We start from the raw sequence: 14800 nt of genomic DNA, 5'->3' as shown, positions 1-14800 counted from the left end.
GATGGTTCACCAGGTCGCCCAGGCGGTCTGACGACATATCCATGCCGTAGACCTCCCACTGCGTGGTTTCCAGGATGCGGCGCGTCAGGTGATGGCCGATGAAGCCGTTGACGCCAAGAATCAGGACTCGCTTGTGCTGCATGAATCAGTAGGTTTCCTAAACGAAATAGCGGGCCGCACGGGGGCGGCCCGGACTGGTAATCGAAATCGGTCTAGCGCGACTGCAACGACATAGTGGACGACCGCGGCGCGACGTTGCTCACCACCACGCGGCGCCAGTCGCTGGCCACCACGTAGAGCGGCATATGGGGCGACAGTTCCAGGTAGGTCTTCGGCGTCATCACGGCCATCGCGGGCCCGCCCTGCTTCCAGACCTTCTCGAACGCAGCCACGTCGGGCAGCCAGCGCTCTGGCTCCACCGACACGCCGAAGCTCAGTTCATCGGCCTCGCCCACCATCGACAGCGGGTGGCGCAGGTAGAACGGCAGCGTGTGATCGAGCATGTTGACGCCATAGAGCTTCATGCCCGGCGTCAGCCGCTGGTGGATGGCCGGGGCCAGGTCGGCGCCCGATGCCGGCCCGCCAATCGTTTCGTGGCCGATCAGCGCCACGGTAAACCCCAGGTACATGCCCAGCGCATACACGGCCACGCTGGCCAGCACGCCGCGGCGCAACAGCAGGCGCGCCGCGCCGATGGCCAGCAGCATCACGATGAAGGCCGCCGCCACCCAGATGGCGTAGTCGCGGTAGAACGCGTTGGGCGTGTGGTTGGCATTGAGCACGGCCACCACCGGACTGGCCAGCAATCCGCACGCGGCGACGATCGCCACGCCCAGCAACTGGCGGTTCCATGTGCGCGCATCGATGCGGTCGAGCGCCACGCCGGCCAGGATGCCGAGCGCCGGAAACACCGGCACGATATAACCCGGCAGCTTCGAGTGCGACAGGCTGAAGAACGCGAAGATGGCGATGGCCCACACCCCCGCCATCAGCGCCGGCCGGAACGGCACGCCGGCCTGGGCGTCAGCATGATCGTCGGCCTGGGCGTCGGCATGAGGCGCGGCCACGCGGATGGCCGACCACAGGCGGGGAAACAGCCCCGCCCACGGCAGGAACCCGGCCAGCACCAGCGGCACGAAATAGAAGATCGGGCCGCCGCGCGAATGCACGTTCGACGTATAGCGCTGCCAGTGTTCGTGGATGAAGAAGAAGCGCAGGAATTCGGGATTGCGCTCGGACACCAGCCAGAACCACGGCACGGCAATCGCCAGCATCGTCACCACGCCGAGCAGCGGGTGCAGGCGTCGCCACAGCCGCCAGTCACGCGTAAGCAGCGTGTACACCACCAGCACCAGGCCCGGCAGCGCAATGCCGACCAGGCCCTTGGTCAGCACGGCCACGCCCATCGCGGCCCAGCAGGCCACCATCCAGGCGCGCCGGCGGCCCGGCGATGTCTCGGGGTGCTGGGCCACCATCATGCAGCCCAGGATGCAGGACATGACCCCCGCCAGCGTCATGTCGAGCGTATTGAAATGCGCGGCCACGCTCCACATGGGCGCCGCCAGCAGCGCCAGCCCCGCGAACGCGGCGGCACGGCGGCCGAACCAGCGCCACGTAGCCAGCATCGACATACCGATGCCCAGCAGCCCGGCCAGCGCCACGGTCAGCCGGGCCTGCCATTCGCCCACGCCGAACAGCGCGTACGCCGTGGCCGTGGCCCACATATGGAAAGGCGGCTTCTCGAAGTACTTAAGCGCGTTGTAGCGAATGGTGACCCAATCGCCACTCGCCAGCATCTCGCGCGAGATTTCGGCGTAGCGGCCTTCGTCGGGCCCCACCAGGTGGCGCACGCCCAGCGTGCCAAACCACGCCAGTAGCGCCACGGCCACGAACAACGCCACCCATCCGGCGGCGGCGGACCAGCGCCAGGAGCGGGCCGGCAACGACCCGGGCAACGGTAGCGGGTACGCGTGGTCAGCCGCATCGGGCGTAATGCGTTGCTGGTGGGAAGGCTGCTGCATACGGATCGGTGAAGGCGTCGCGTGGAGTTGCGTTGTGCCATTCCGGTCCGGCACGCGCGTTGATTTTGGTGAATCGAGCGCGCAGGTTAGGAGAAGTGCCTTAATCTCAGATTAACCGTGCATGCGGCACCGCGCGGTGCTACGCTTTGGCCGCCCAATGTGCGCCATACGCTGCGTTTCACGACATCCACCCCTGCCGTTTTCAAGCCGTACGTTCATGAGAATCCTTATCGTTGAAGACGACCCGATGCTGGGCGATGGCCTGCAGCGCGGCCTGAAGCTGATGGGTCACGCGGTCGACTGGTTCCGTACCGGCGCCGATGCCGACCATGCCATCGGGGCGATGCACTATGACGTGGTGCTGCTGGACCTGGGCCTGCCCGACGACGACGGCGTGTCGCTGCTGGCGCGCTGGCGCAACCAGGGGCGCCAGACGCCGGTGGTGGTACTCACCGCGCGCGACGCGGTGGATGCCCGCATCGGCGGCCTGGATGCCGGCGCCGACGACTACCTGATCAAACCCGTGGACCTGGACGAACTGGCAGCGCGACTGCGCGCCGTCACGCGCCGGTCGGCCGGCATGCCCGAGCCGATCTGGCGCCATGGTCCGCTCGAATACCAGCCGGCCGCGCGCCTGGCGATCTGGCAAGGCAAGACGGTGGACCTGACCAGCCGCGAGTCGATGCTGCTGGAACTGCTGCTGAGCCATCCCAACCGCGTGCTTACGCGTGAATTCCTGCGCGACAAGCTGTACGAATGGGAAAAAGGCGCCGAGAGCAATACGCTCGAAGTGCACATCCATCACCTGCGCCGCAAGATCCACCCGGGCATCGTGCGCACGCTGCGCGGTGCGGGCTACTCGCTGGGCACGCTCGATGCGCTGGAGACGCCACCGTCCGAAGGCACCGGGGACAGTGCATGACACTGCAGCGACGGCTGATCCTGGTGGTGCTGGCATCCGTGGCGTTTGCCTGGGTGCTGACCAGCGCGCTGATCTTCCTCAACGCGCGCATGGAGATCAACGAACTCTATGACACGGCCATGGTGCGCATGGCGCAGCAGATGCAGGCCGTGCTGCCGCTCATGAACACCGGCGCGGTGGCGCCGCCGCAGGGCAACGGCCCGGTGCCCGGCGACACGGACCTGGGCGACCTGGGCGCCGCCGGGCTGGGCGACCTGGCCATTGCCGTGTGGCACGCCTCCGGCCAGCCGTTCCATATCGATCCCGACGGCGACCGCCTGCCCCGCCTGCCGAACATTCGCGGCTTTGCCGACCAGGAAATCGACGGCCTGCCCTGGCGTCTCTATTACCTGGACGATCCCGTGGCCGGCTGGCGCGTCTGCGTGGGCCAGCTCGTGGCCGAGCGCGACGAACTGGTGTGGACGTACCTGCAGGCGCAGGTGCTGCCGTGGGTGCTGGGCCTGCCGCTGCTGACGACGCTGCTGGTCTGGGGCATCCGCCGCATGCTGCGTCCGCTGCTGGCGCTGTCGCATCAAATTGCCGCCCGCGCGCCCGGCGATCCCACGCCGCTGTCGCTGCACGGCGCGCCGTCCGAACTGGCGCCGCTGGTGCGCGCCATGAACCGGCTGCTTGACCGGGTATCGGCATTGATCGAACACGAGCGCCGCCTGACCGCCGACGCCGCGCACGAGATGCGTACCCCGCTGGCCGCGTTGAAAGCGCAGTGGGACGTGGCGCGCCGCTCGTCCGACGAAACCGAGCGTGCCCAGGCCGCCGTCAACGTGGAAGCCGGCATCGACCGCATGGGCCACCTGGTGTCGCAGTTGCTGACCATGAGCCGGCTCGAGGACACCAACGCCCCGCCCTCGCACGAGCCGGTGGACTGGCGCGATGTCTCGCAGCAGGTGCTGTCCGATTGCCTGCTGCTGTCGGAACGCCGCCACGTCGACATGGAAATCGTGTGGCCACGCGCCGGCGAGCCGTCGATCGATGTATGCGGCGACCCCACGTTGATTGGCACCATGCTGCGCAACCTGATGGACAACGCCCTGCGCTACAGTCCCGCCGGGTCCACGGTGACGCTGGCGTTTAAGCCCGACCGCATCGTGGTGGTCGACCGTGGCCCGGGCGTGGCGCCGGACCAGCTCGCACGGCTGGGCAGCCGCTTCTTCCGGGGCAACGGCCAGGCCGAGCAAGGCACCGGGCTGGGTATCTCCATCGCCCGGCGCATTGCCGAACTGCATGGGCTGGTCATCGAACTGGCCAACCGGCCCGCGCTGGAAGGCACGGGGCTGGTGGCGACGATCCGTGCGTCCGCGGTGCCAGGCGCGGCCGGCGCGGGTAATGACGGAGCGGCGACCGCATGAGTGCAGCCTGGGAAGTCCTTGTGGTGTTCCTGCGCCTGGGCCTGACGTCCTTCGGCGGGCCGGTCGCGCATCTTGGCTACTTCCGCGAGGCGTTTGTCACGCGGCGCCGCTGGCTCAGCGAACACGCCTATGCCGATATCGTCGCGCTGTGCCAGTTCCTGCCCGGCCCGGCCAGCAGCCAGGTGGGCATGGTGGTCGGGCTGTCGCGCGCCGGTTATGCCGGTGCGCTGGCCGCCTGGGTGGGATTCACGCTGCCGTCGGCCGTGGCGCTGGTGCTGTTTGCGCTGGGCCTGTCGCACTACGGCAATGTCATACCGGCCGGCGCGCTGCATAGCCTGAAGGTGGCCGCCGTGGCCGTGGTGGCGCAGGCCGTCTGGGGCATGGCCCGCTCGCTGTGCCCCGACGCGCCACGCATCACGCTGATGACGCTGGCGGCCGTGGCAGTCAGCATCGTGCCGTCTCCGGTATGCCAACTGGGCGTGATGATCGTGGCGGGCCTGATCGGCGCGCGGCTGTTCCGCTCGGCCGATGCCGTGCCGCATGAACCGTTGCCGGTGCCGGTGAGCCGTGGCGTCGCGTTGCCGTGCCTGGTCGCATTCGCGGCGTTGCTGGTAGTGCTGCCGCTGGCCGCGCGCGCATCGTCGAGCCATGCGCTGGCGCTGTTCGATGCGTTCTACCGGGCCGGCGCGCTGGTCTTCGGCGGCGGGCACGTGGTACTGCCGCTGCTGCAGGCCGCCGTGGTGCCGCCGGGCTGGGTGGACAACGACACGTTCCTGGCCGGCTACGGCGCGGCGCAGGCCGTGCCAGGTCCGCTGTTCACGTTTGCTGCGTTCCTGGGTGCAGCGGGCACGCTGGCGCCCAACGGCTGGGCCGGCGGCGCGCTCTGCGTCGTGGCCATCTTCGCGCCATCGTTCCTGCTGGTCTTTGGCGCGCTGCCCTTCTGGGAAAGGGTACGCCGCCATGGCGCCACGCGTGCGGCGCTGGCCGGCGTGAACGCCGCCGTGGTGGGCCTGCTGCTGGCCGCGCTCTACAACCCGGTCTGGATCAGCGCCGTGCTGACACCGGCCGACTTTCCGCTGGCGCTGCTGGCCCTGATCGCGCTGGCCGTGTGGCGGGTGCCGCCTTGGGCCGTGGTGGTGGCCTGCGCGCTGGCGGGCTGGGGTCTACAGGCTGCTGCTATCGGGTGACAGGTACTGCGCCGCGAAGGCCTCGGACGGGGCAATCGGCGTGATGATGTCCAGCATGACCCCGTTGGGGTCGGCCGTGATGAAGTGCCGCTGGCCGAACGCCTCGTCGCGCAGCGAGAGCAGGATCGGCAAGCCGGCCTCCGCCAGCCGGGCATGCACGGCATCGACATCCTCCACCTCGAAGTTCAGCAGCAGGCCGGCCACCGTCTGGCCACGTGCGGGCTGCGGAATCGTGTCATGGTCGGCGTCGAGAATGGCCAGGTTCACGGCGGCATCGTGCGCGGACTGCAGGTGCACGTACCAGTCGGCCGTGAACAGCGGGCGAAATCCGAAGTGCTCGGCATAGAACGCCGCGGTGCCCGCAACGTCGCGGGTCATGATCACCGGGTAGTAGCTGGTGGTTTTCATCGATATCTCCTTTTGCGAGTGGCTTCCGGGCCGGCCGTGACGTAACATACAGCCTGCATCTTTCCAGAATTTATAACATACAGGCTGCATGTATGGAAGATAAAAAAACGCGCTCGAACCAGGAACGGACGGCGGCCACGCGAGGCGCGTTGCTGGCGGCTGCGCGGGAGTTGCTGGTTCGCAAGGGCTATGCGGCGACATCGACGCCCGAGATCGTGGCGGCTGCCGGCATCACGCGCGGCGCGCTGTACCACCATTTCGCCGACAAGCAGGACCTGTTCCGCGCCATCCTCGAAAACGAGGCACGGGCCGTGGCGGACGAAATCGAAACCGCCGCCCCGCAAACCTTGCCGGTACGCGACGCCCTGGTCGCAGGCAGCCTGGCCTACCTGCGCGCGATGACCGTGCCGGGACGCACGCAGTTGCTTCTGATCGATGGCCCCGCAGTGCTGGGCACCTCCGCCATGTTCGCGCTCGACGCCGAACACGCCGGCCGCACGCTGCGCGAAGGGCTGCAGGCGGCGGTTGGCCATGGCCTGCCACCCCGCACGCCCGTCGATGCGCTGGCCGCGCTGCTATCGGCGGCATTCGACCGCGCAGCGCTCGAAATCGAGGCAGGCGGCGATCTGGAACAGTTTCGCGCGGCAATGGTCAGCCTGATCGAACGCGCGGTGGCGGCGGCCTGATGATGGCCAGATCAACCTCCAGACACCTGCGCCTCGCGCTGGCCACGGCCACGCTGGCGATTACCCTGTCGGGCTGCAGCACGACGCCCGGCGCGGCGCCCGTCGACGCAACAGCGCCGGCCACCGCCATCACCGTGGTGGAACGCGACTGGCATACCGACGTCTGCGTGCGCACAGCCGATGCCGACCCGCAACTGCTGCGCCTGACCGTAGGCTATGACGGGTCCACGCATCTTTGTTTCGGATTTGGCGACCGTCACTACCTGGTCAGCCGCGAACGGGGTCCGCTCACGCTGATGTCGGCCCTGCTGCCGGGCGAAGGCGCCATTCTGCTGACGATCTTGCGCGATACGCCGGGGGCAGCATTCGGCGCGGCCAATGCAGTGGAACTGGAAGTGGATGGGCCGGGCATCGCACGTCTGCGCGCCTTCCTGAACCGGGCGGTCCAGACCAATGACGCGGGCGTCCCGGTCAGTCTTGGCGACGGCCCCTACCCTGGCGGCCTCTACTTCGGTGCCACGGCACGCTACAACGGCTTCTACACCTGCAACACGTGGACGGCCGAAGCATTGCGCGAAGCCGGCATCCCCGTGCAGGGGCCGGTACTCTTCGCCGAAGGCGTCATGCGGCAGGTTCGGGAAATCGCTGCCGAGCAGAGCCCGGCAGCGCACGCCCCTGGCAGGCCCTAGCAGGGTCCGGGGCTGCAGACCGTGGTGCTGCCGGGGGGCGGCGTGACCACGGTGGTGCGTTGCGGCGGATTGGGGTCGCTGCTGCTGAACGACACGCAGCCGGCAAGCACCATCGGTAACAGCAGGAGGACGGCGAATCTGGACATGGCTGGCTCCCCACCAAGTGCGCATGCGCGCGACAAGGCCAGTATAGGCAGGCGCACACGTTGCGGGCGTCCGCCGTCCTCCTACAGCGGCGTCAGTCCTTCAGCATTGCCGCACGGCGCTGGACATCGGCAAGGTCACCCTTCGCTTCTGCCACCAGGCGCTTGCCGTAGTCGGCATCGGCCTTGTAGAAGTGGCTCAGCATCACGTTCTTGATCTCGGCGTTCTTGACCATGGCCAGTTCAGCGCCCAGGTTGCCGATCAGGTTCGTCTTGCCGGTTGCCGAAAGCGCACGATAGTACTCACCAGCCTGCGTGAAGTTGTCGGTGCGTGCAATCGCCTGGTTCTGCGTGGTGCCGGTGAGCGGCGTACGGGCGTACTTGTAGTGCGGATTGTCCGAATAGGCCCCGGCCTTGCGCGACGGCTGGTAGTTCACATCACCCTTCGTACCGTCGGCATCGCCGTAGCCATCGATCTGGTAGTTCTTCACCTCCACGCGCGGCTTGTTCACCGGCAGCTTCTGCTTGTTGGCGCCCAGGCGGTACGTTTGCGCGTCGTAGTACGAGAACAGACGGCCCTGCAGCATGCGATCTTCGGACGGCTCGATACCCGGCACCAGGTTAGACGGCGCGAAGGCCGACTGCTCGGTGTACTCGAAGTAGTTGTCCGGCACCTTGTTCAGCACCATCGTGCCCAGCTTCTGGGCCGGAATACCGGGCCAGACCTTGGTGGCGTCGAGCGGATCGTACTTCGTCTTGCCCAGGTCCTCGGGCTTCATCAACTGCACGTACAGGTCCCACTTCGGGTACTTGCCCTCGTCGATCGCCATGTAGAGATCGGCGGTCAGGTTGTTGAAGTTCATGCCCTGGATCTTCTCGGCCTCGGCGCGGGTCAGGTAGGCCTCGCCCTGGTGCGGACGCCACTGGAACTTCGCGTACGCCACGTTGCCCGCCGCGTTGACCAGCTTGAACGCGTGCACGCCATGGCCCGGCATCTTGCGGTACGACGCGGGAATGCCCAGGTCCGAGAACAACTGCGTGAGCATGTGGGTGCTCTCGGGCACATGGCTGAAGAAGTCGAAGAAGCGGTTCGGGTCCTGAATGTTGGTGACCGGCGACGGCTTCAGCGAATGCACCATGTCCGGAAACTTGATGGCATCGCGGATGAAGAAGATCGGGGTGTGGTTGCCGACCAGATCTCAGTTGCCCTGGTCGGTATAGAACTTGGTAGCGAAGCCGCGCGGGTCGCGCACGGTTTCAGGCGATCCGCGACCGTGAATCACCGTGGAAAAGCGCACGGTGACCGGCGTGATCTTGCCGGGCGACGACAGGAAACTGGCCGTGGTCAGATCGGAAAAATTGCCGGCCGAGACGAATTCGCCTTGCGCCGCGGTGCCGCGTGCGTGGACGACCCGCTCGGGAATGCGCTCGCGGTAAAAGCGCTGCAGCTTTTCGATCAGGTGGACGTCCTGCAGCAGGGTGGGACCGTTGGGTCCGGCGGTCTGCGAGTTCTGGTTATCGCCAACCGGCGCGCCGTTGTCGCGCGTCATCGTCTGGGCAGCTACCGGCAGGGCCAGCGATACGACCATGCCGAACACGGCCAGTCGCATGGGGGAAAAGCGAGGGGAAAAACGACGTACTGCCATTTTGGGGGATCTCCTCAGGTCGCCGGGGAGGCGACGTGTGAGGGGGCGCCCGCGCATGTTATGGGCCATGCCCACGCGGCACCATTTGCTTTTGTTGATCGGCGCCATGTACCGCATCAATCACGTTAGCGAAAGACGCCGGATTGCGCCACGTCCGATGCAATGTCGAACAGATCTCAGGCAGGCCCAGAAAACAAACGAGCCGTCATCAAGACGGCTCGGATCCCCGCGTTTTGACTGCAAAGCCACCGTGCCTTGACTGGCGCCTCTGCGGGCGACCATAAAAACATGCCGGAACGATGTCCTGTCGGCCTGCGGCAACCCCTCCGGTTGCGTATGCGTTCCCCACTTGTTCAGCAGGTCCGACGAGATGACATTCTGGCGATGAAATATTTCGGAAATAAGAAAGCGGTGCGACCCCGGCGGCACAAATGTCTGAACTCAAAGACAAAGGCAACTTCTGACCGCCTCGATCGCTCACTAGAATGAATCGACCGAAGCCGCCCCCCCTACGCAACCTCGCCAATCCGACGCGGAGCCAAGATGAAACGTGATCAAAGCGTACCGACAGTGACGACCCCGGAGGGCCTCGCCAGCCTGATCTATCACATCGCCCATGGCGCCAGCCAGGGGCAGCTCGATCCCGAATTCGTGCGCAAGCTCTGCAAGCGCGTGGACAAGGAAATCGAAGCCCTGGAGGACACGGACACCCTTGCGGCACCCGAACGGGAACGGCTGCACCACGCGGTGCAGACGCTGCGCACCACGGCCGATACCGAGGAAGGTGCATTGCTGACCCGCGCACTGGAACGCCTGCGCACGGTCGACGCCCAGGCCGCCAGGCAGGCGCCCGGTGCGTCCGGTGCCACCACCTGAATCCGCAAGCAGAAAGTAGAAAAGCAGAACGCCCCTCCACCGCCCAAGCCGGGTGAGGGGCGTTTTTGTTATCCGGCAGGGGCGGGGGGAAAGGCCCCGTCTGCCGGTGTCTCCCCGCTTAGAAGCGGTGACGGATACCCACGACCGCGCCGGTCTGGTTGGCGCCCGGAACGACCGGTGCCGAGCTGCTCATCGACAGGGCCGAGGTGCCCTTGTTCTTCGTGTAGCCGATGTTCAGGTAGGCGTCGGTGCGCTTCGAGAACGCGTAGTCGGCCGACAGGACGAACATCCACGGATCGTTCTTGCTGTCGTTCGTGTCCTGGTAGTACGCGGCGCCCGTCAGCGACAGGGCCGGCGTCACGCGGTACAGACCGCCCACCCAGTAGACGTTGTTGCGCGACGAAGCAGCCGTTGCGCTCGACGTGCCGTCGTCACGCATCCAGCGGTAGCCGGCGAACACCTTGGCCACGCCCAGGTCGTACGAACCACCGAAGGCCAGGCGCTTGACGGCGCGGTCGTCGGTGGCAACCGTGTTGCCCTGGTACTGGTCGTAGGCGGTGCCCACCGAGAACGCGCCTGCCGAGTAGGCCAGGCCGGCGCCGAAGTTGCGGCCAACCTTGTAGTTGCCCGGCACTTCGGTGCTGTTGGCCACGGTCGAATCACGGCCCGTGCTGTAGAAGGCGGTAGCGGTCAGGCCACCGAACTTGCCGGTGTACTTGACGGCGTTGTCGGCGCGACCGTTGAAGGCCGAGTCAACCGAGTTCAGCGAGTACTTCGGGCCAACAGCCATCGGGTCGTAGGCACCGAACAGGTCGTACAGCGCGTTCTGCTGACGGCCCAGGGTCACGGCGCCGAACGAGCCTTGCAGGCCCACGAAAGCCTGGCGGCCGAACAGGCGGCTGCCCTGGCCCGACGCGCCGGTGTCGATGTCGAAGCCCGATTCCAGCGTGAAGATCGCCTTCAGGCCGTTGCCGAGGTCTTCGGCGCCACGCAGGCCCCAACGCGAACCGGACATGTTGCCCGAGCTCACCATCGCCTTGCTGCCGTTGGCCGTGGCCGTGCCGGAGTGGTTGGCGAATTCGATGCCGGCATCGGCGATACCGTACAGCGTCACGGAGGTGGACGATTGTGCCGACGCCACGCCGGAGATAGCGCAGGTACCCGCTGCCGCCAGAGCAAATAGTGCTTTCTTCACTGTGAGTTTCTCGTATTTGTTAAGACATTGAGATGCTTCCCCGTCCTCGTCTCAGGCCGTGGGTACGAGACTCGTACTTCCGTTTTCCGAAACGATGACCTGTGGGGGCAACCGAATTGTTTCAACCTAATATGAAACCCATGTGTCTGTTGCGCCTCTGCAACGAAGAGCGGTACCCCACTTCGGCGGGATTTTTGGCGTAAGGGGTCAAAGAATGCGGGTTTTCCCGACCCGCCTTTTGGTAGGATGCACACTTTTCTGTGAACGGCTTTTGACAGGTTCGTGACGGTGCGCACCGGACCTGCCAACCGTTGCGTCAATGCGCCTGGATTCCTACAAGACTTACCTCGCCCCCCGGCTGGCCCAGCTCAGGCAGCACCTGCGCCGCCCCAGCCGTCGCAATGTCCTGCTGGCCCTGGCCGCGCTTCCGGCGCTGTTCCTGCTCTACGCATTGCTGCTGGTGCCGTTCACGCCCGGCATCAGCGATATCCGCAAGGCCAAGTCCGAGCAGCCGGCGCAGGTACTGTCCGCCGATGGCAAGGAACTGGCCGTCTACCGCTGGGCCAACCGCGACTGGGTCAAGCTGTCGGATATCTCGCCCAACGTCGTCAATGCGCTGATCGCCACCGAGGATCACCGCTTCTACCAGCACTTCGGGCTGGACTGGCGCCGCACCGCCGGGGCCGCGCTGCGCACGTTCTCGGGCGACCGCCAGGGTGGCTCCACGATCACGCAGCAGCTGGCGCGCAACCGCTACCCCGACGAAATCGGCCGCGCGCCGACCATGACGCGCAAGCTCAAGGAAGCCATCACCGCGCTGAAGATCGAGGCGCTCTATTCCAAGGACGAGATCCTCGAGACCTACCTGAACACGGTGCCGTTCCTGTACAACGCGTTCGGCATCGAGATGGCCGCGCGCACGTACTTCGACAAGTCGGCGCGGCAACTCGACGTGCTGGAAGCCGCCACGCTGATCGGCATGCTCAAGGGCAACAGCTACTACAACCCCGTGCTGAACCCCCAGCGCGCGCTGGAACGCCGCAACATCGTGCTGGCCCAGATGGTCAAGCGCGGCAAGCTGGACGCAGCGCGCTACGAGGTGCTGAAGAAGAAGCCGCTGCGCATCGACTTCGAACGCCAGATCGAGGAACCGGGCCCTGCCGCCCACTTTGCCCAGCAATTGCGCAAGTGGCTGATCTCGTGGGCGGACAGCAACGACTACAACCTCTATACCGACGGCCTGGTCATCCACACGACCATCGATGCCCGTCTGCAGGCCATGGCCAACCAGGCATTGGTGCGCCAGGGCAACCAGCTCCAGTCGATTGCCAACGCCGCCTGGGCGCCGCGCGCCGGCTGGGCCGAGAGCCGCGCGCTGGTGCAGCAGTTCGTGCGTGAAACGCCCGAGTACCGCGCCGCCGTGGCCGCCGGCCAGCCGGACGCCGACGCGCTGAACCACCTGATGCACGACAACGCGTTCATGCAGAACCTGCGCCTGACCAAGACGCGCGTCCAGGCCGGTTTCATGGCGCTGGACCCGGCCACCGGCGAAATCCGCGCGTGGGTGGGCAGCCGCGACTTCAGCGTGGACGCGTTCGACCATGTGGCCCAGGCACGCCGCCAGCCCGGCTCGACGTTCAAGCCCTTTGTCTACGGCGCCGCGTTCGCGCGAGGCCAGAGCCCGGACGAAACGTTCGTCGACCAGCCCGTGGAGATGAAGCTGGCCGGCGGCGAAGTCTGGCGGCCCACCGACGAGTCGGCATCCACCGGCCGCGCCATGAGCCTGCGCGACGGCCTGGTCTATTCCAAGAACACCATCACCGCGCAACTGGTGCAGTCGGTGGGCGCCGACCGCGTGGCGCGGCTGGCGCGCGCCATGGGCGTGCGCGACAGCAAGCTGGAGGAAGTGCCTTCGCTGGCGCTGGGCACGAGCCCCGTGACGCTCAGGGAAATGGTCGCCGCGTACGGCACCATCGCCAACGGCGGCCTGTACATGGCCCCGTCGATGGTCACTCACATCACCGACCGCGACGGCAACGAACTGGCCCGCTTCCGGCCCGCCTCGCCCGAGCGCGCCATGTCCGCCACGGCCAACGAGACGCTGCTCGACGTGATGCGCGATGTGGTGGACCGCGGCACGGGCACGGCCATCCGCACCCGCTACGGCATCCGCGCCGACGTGGCCGGCAAGACCGGCACCACCCAGGACAACGCCGATGGCTGGTTCATCCTGATGCATCCGCAACTGGTGGCCGGCGCCTGGGTGGGCTTCAACGACAGCCGCGTGACGCTGCGCAGCGACTACTGGGGCCAGGGCGCCCACAGCGCGTTGCCCATCGTCGGCGACTTCTACCAGCGCGCCCTGCGAGCCCGCATCGTCGATCCGCGCGCCCGCTTTGCCGAAGTGGACCAGCGCACGTGGTATTCCGGCCTGACCGACACCGTGCGCGGTTGGTACCAGAAGCTGTTTGCGTCGAACCAGAAGGATGAAACGGTGCCGACACCGCGTCCGGCGCCACGCCGTCCGGTATTACCGGCCACCGACGCCGACGCAATGCCGCCTGCATCGACACCGGCCGCTCCGGCCGAAAACGGTATGGCACTGGACCCGGGCGAGGTCGTCGAGGCGTTGCCATCGGGGGTGCATGAGCCGGAAGCGTCGAGCGACGCGACGGTGATGCCGGCACAGCCGGCGAGCGCGCCGGCCGGGGCGTCGGCGGCTGCGGCGCTCTGAGCGGTATTGAGTCCCCGTGTGTTTGCTCCCCTCTCCCGCATGCGGGAGAGGGGAGCAAAACCGCGTGGGGAGATTTGACCTACTTCGCCAGCCTCAACCGCCCCCGATGCAGCGCCCGCAGCGATGCATCGGACAACGTCAGCGGCGGTTCCGGCGATGGCCGGGCCAGCAGATAGCCCTGCGCCAGATCGATGCCCAGGTCGCGGCAGACGATCAGATCATCTTCATGTTCAATGCCTTCGGCGATCAGCCGTGTGCCGCCGGCAGTGCGGGCGAGCTTGCACAGCGCCTGCAGCGCCTCACGCTGGAATGGGGACGTTGCCACGCCGTCGATGATGACGCGTGCAATCTTGACGTAGTCCGGCTTGAGCGCGATCCACTGTCCCAGGCTGGCATGGCCGGTGCCGTAGTCGTCCAGGGCGAACTGGGCACCGCGGCTGCGGATCGAGAAGACGGCCTTGGCCAGTGTTTCCAGCGACCCCAGCGGGGCCTGCTCGGTCAGTTCCAGCACGATGCGTTCCGACGGCAACCCCACGGTGTTCAGGAAGACGCGCACGTCATCGCGCGTGTCTTCGATGTCGCGCATCGAATCGGCGCTGTAGTTCAGGAACAGTTTGCCGGGCAGGTTGAAATCCATGAACGCCCGGATCGAGATGCGCGCGGCCAGCCGCTCCAGCGCGATGTGCTTGCCGACACGGGCCGCCTCGGCGAACAACGCCACGGGGCTTTCCAGCGGCGTTCCCGCCGGGCCGCGGATCAGTGCCTCGTATCCAAACACATCGCCCGTGACGAGCGAGCCGATCGGCTGGAAAACCGGCCGCAGCAGATGTTGTTCGAGGCAATCAGCAATGGATGGCGTCAGGGGTCGCGACAAGGCTTGCACTCAA

The 14800-nt window shown here is 66.7% G+C and carries 13 protein-coding genes and 1 pseudogene; 7 read left to right on the top strand and 7 right to left on the bottom strand.

Annotation, left to right across the window (positions count from 1 at the left end; translation table 11 throughout):
- A partial coding sequence (locus tag MFF62_RS26400) for an NAD-dependent epimerase/dehydratase family protein (protein ID WP_238266102.1) occupies nt 1–142 on the bottom strand: 142 nt, incomplete at its 3' end.
- Nucleotides 143–212: 70 nt separating this feature from the next.
- Nucleotides 213–2021 carry a glycosyltransferase family 39 protein gene (locus MFF62_RS26395; RefSeq protein WP_238266100.1) on the bottom strand — a complete coding sequence of 603 codons (1809 nt, stop codon included), beginning with the start codon at nt 2019–2021 and terminating at the stop codon, nt 213–215.
- 217 nt (nt 2022–2238) lie between these two features.
- Between MFF62_RS26395 and MFF62_RS26390 the strand changes: the two genes are divergently transcribed.
- From MFF62_RS26390 to chrA, 3 genes are read left to right on the top strand one after another with little or no spacing between them, the layout of a single operon-like run.
- Entirely contained in the window at nt 2239–2943 is a 705-nt protein-coding gene (locus MFF62_RS26390) for a response regulator (protein WP_238266099.1), read from the top strand.
- Nucleotides 2940–4349 (top strand): ATP-binding protein, encoded by a 1410-nt coding sequence (locus tag MFF62_RS26385; RefSeq protein ID WP_238266098.1) that lies wholly within the window; start codon nt 2940–2942, stop codon nt 4347–4349. The genes MFF62_RS26390 and MFF62_RS26385 overlap by 4 nt, the downstream gene beginning before the upstream one ends.
- Complete coding sequence (gene chrA, locus MFF62_RS26380; RefSeq protein WP_238266097.1) at nt 4346–5536, top strand: chromate efflux transporter; 1191 nt, start codon at nt 4346–4348, stop codon at nt 5534–5536. Before MFF62_RS26385 ends, chrA begins: the two co-directional genes overlap by 4 nt.
- Here chrA and MFF62_RS26375 read toward each other — a convergent pair.
- On the bottom strand, nt 5513–5944 hold the full coding sequence (locus MFF62_RS26375; protein WP_238266096.1) for a VOC family protein: 432 nt from the start codon (nt 5942–5944) through the stop codon (nt 5513–5515). The genes chrA and MFF62_RS26375 overlap by 24 nt on opposite strands.
- Before the next feature lie 92 nt (nt 5945–6036).
- Between MFF62_RS26375 and MFF62_RS26370 the strand changes: the two genes are divergently transcribed.
- Both MFF62_RS26370 and MFF62_RS26365 read left to right on the top strand, forming a co-directional pair.
- Nucleotides 6037–6630: a TetR/AcrR family transcriptional regulator gene (locus tag MFF62_RS26370; RefSeq protein WP_238266095.1), complete on the top strand. Its 594-nt coding sequence runs from the start codon at nt 6037–6039 to the stop codon at nt 6628–6630.
- Entirely contained in the window at nt 6630–7319 is a 690-nt protein-coding gene (locus tag MFF62_RS26365) for a DUF2459 domain-containing protein (RefSeq protein WP_238266094.1), read from the top strand. The genes MFF62_RS26370 and MFF62_RS26365 overlap by 1 nt, the downstream gene beginning before the upstream one ends.
- On the opposite strand, the gene MFF62_RS26360 is transcribed toward MFF62_RS26365, so the two are convergent.
- Nucleotides 7316–7465, bottom strand: a complete 150-nt coding sequence (locus MFF62_RS26360; protein ID WP_238266093.1) for a hypothetical protein — start codon at nt 7463–7465, stop codon at nt 7316–7318. The two genes, MFF62_RS26365 and MFF62_RS26360, sit on opposite strands and share 4 nt — an antisense overlap.
- 92 nt (nt 7466–7557) lie before the next feature.
- Nucleotides 7558–9072, bottom strand: a pseudogene (locus tag MFF62_RS26355) (catalase).
- 579 nt (nt 9073–9651) lie between these two features.
- Between MFF62_RS26355 and MFF62_RS26350 the strand changes: the two are divergent.
- Entirely contained in the window at nt 9652–9984 is a 333-nt protein-coding gene (locus MFF62_RS26350) for a hypothetical protein (protein WP_238266092.1), read from the top strand.
- A 118-nt stretch (nt 9985–10102) separates the two neighbouring features.
- Here MFF62_RS26350 and MFF62_RS26345 read toward each other — a convergent pair whose 3' ends face one another.
- Nucleotides 10103–11179 (bottom strand): porin, encoded by a 1077-nt coding sequence (locus MFF62_RS26345; RefSeq protein WP_238266091.1) that lies wholly within the window; start codon nt 11177–11179, stop codon nt 10103–10105.
- 319 nt (nt 11180–11498) lie between these two features.
- Between MFF62_RS26345 and MFF62_RS26340 the strand changes: the two genes are divergently transcribed.
- Nucleotides 11499–13913 (top strand): penicillin-binding protein 1A, encoded by a 2415-nt coding sequence (locus MFF62_RS26340; protein WP_238266090.1) that lies wholly within the window; start codon nt 11499–11501, stop codon nt 13911–13913.
- A gap of 79 nt (nt 13914–13992) precedes the next feature.
- Here the strand turns inward: MFF62_RS26340 and MFF62_RS26335 are convergent, their stop codons facing one another.
- Nucleotides 13993–14787 (bottom strand): EAL domain-containing protein, encoded by a 795-nt coding sequence (locus MFF62_RS26335; RefSeq protein WP_238266089.1) that lies wholly within the window; start codon nt 14785–14787, stop codon nt 13993–13995.
- Nucleotides 14788–14800 lie beyond the last annotated feature (13 nt).

Origin of the sequence: Cupriavidus pauculus (assembly GCF_022179805.1) — a bacterium.
Lineage (GTDB): Bacteria > Pseudomonadota > Gammaproteobacteria > Burkholderiales > Burkholderiaceae > Cupriavidus > Cupriavidus pauculus_E.
Note: the sequence above shows the minus strand (reverse complement) of the source record. Positions and strands in the feature narration are given on the sequence as shown.

Bases quoted from the DNA above. Each gene is read 5' to 3' on its own strand.
- MFF62_RS26395 (WP_238266100.1), bottom strand. From the start codon at position 2,021: ATGCAGCAGCCTTCCCACCAGCAACGCATTACGCCCGATGCGGCTGAC.
- MFF62_RS26390 (WP_238266099.1), top strand. From the start codon at position 2,239: ATGAGAATCCTTATCGTTGAAGACGACCCGATGCTGGGCGATGGCCTG.
- MFF62_RS26385 (WP_238266098.1), top strand. From the start codon at position 2,940: ATGACACTGCAGCGACGGCTGATCCTGGTGGTGCTGGCATCCGTGGCG.
- chrA (WP_238266097.1), top strand. From the start codon at position 4,346: ATGAGTGCAGCCTGGGAAGTCCTTGTGGTGTTCCTGCGCCTGGGCCTG.
- MFF62_RS26375 (WP_238266096.1), bottom strand. From the start codon at position 5,944: ATGAAAACCACCAGCTACTACCCGGTGATCATGACCCGCGACGTTGCG.
- MFF62_RS26370 (WP_238266095.1), top strand. From the start codon at position 6,037: ATGGAAGATAAAAAAACGCGCTCGAACCAGGAACGGACGGCGGCCACG.
- MFF62_RS26365 (WP_238266094.1), top strand. From the start codon at position 6,630: ATGATGGCCAGATCAACCTCCAGACACCTGCGCCTCGCGCTGGCCACG.
- MFF62_RS26360 (WP_238266093.1), bottom strand. From the start codon at position 7,465: ATGTCCAGATTCGCCGTCCTCCTGCTGTTACCGATGGTGCTTGCCGGC.
- MFF62_RS26350 (WP_238266092.1), top strand. From the start codon at position 9,652: ATGAAACGTGATCAAAGCGTACCGACAGTGACGACCCCGGAGGGCCTC.
- MFF62_RS26340 (WP_238266090.1), top strand. From the start codon at position 11,499: ATGCGCCTGGATTCCTACAAGACTTACCTCGCCCCCCGGCTGGCCCAG.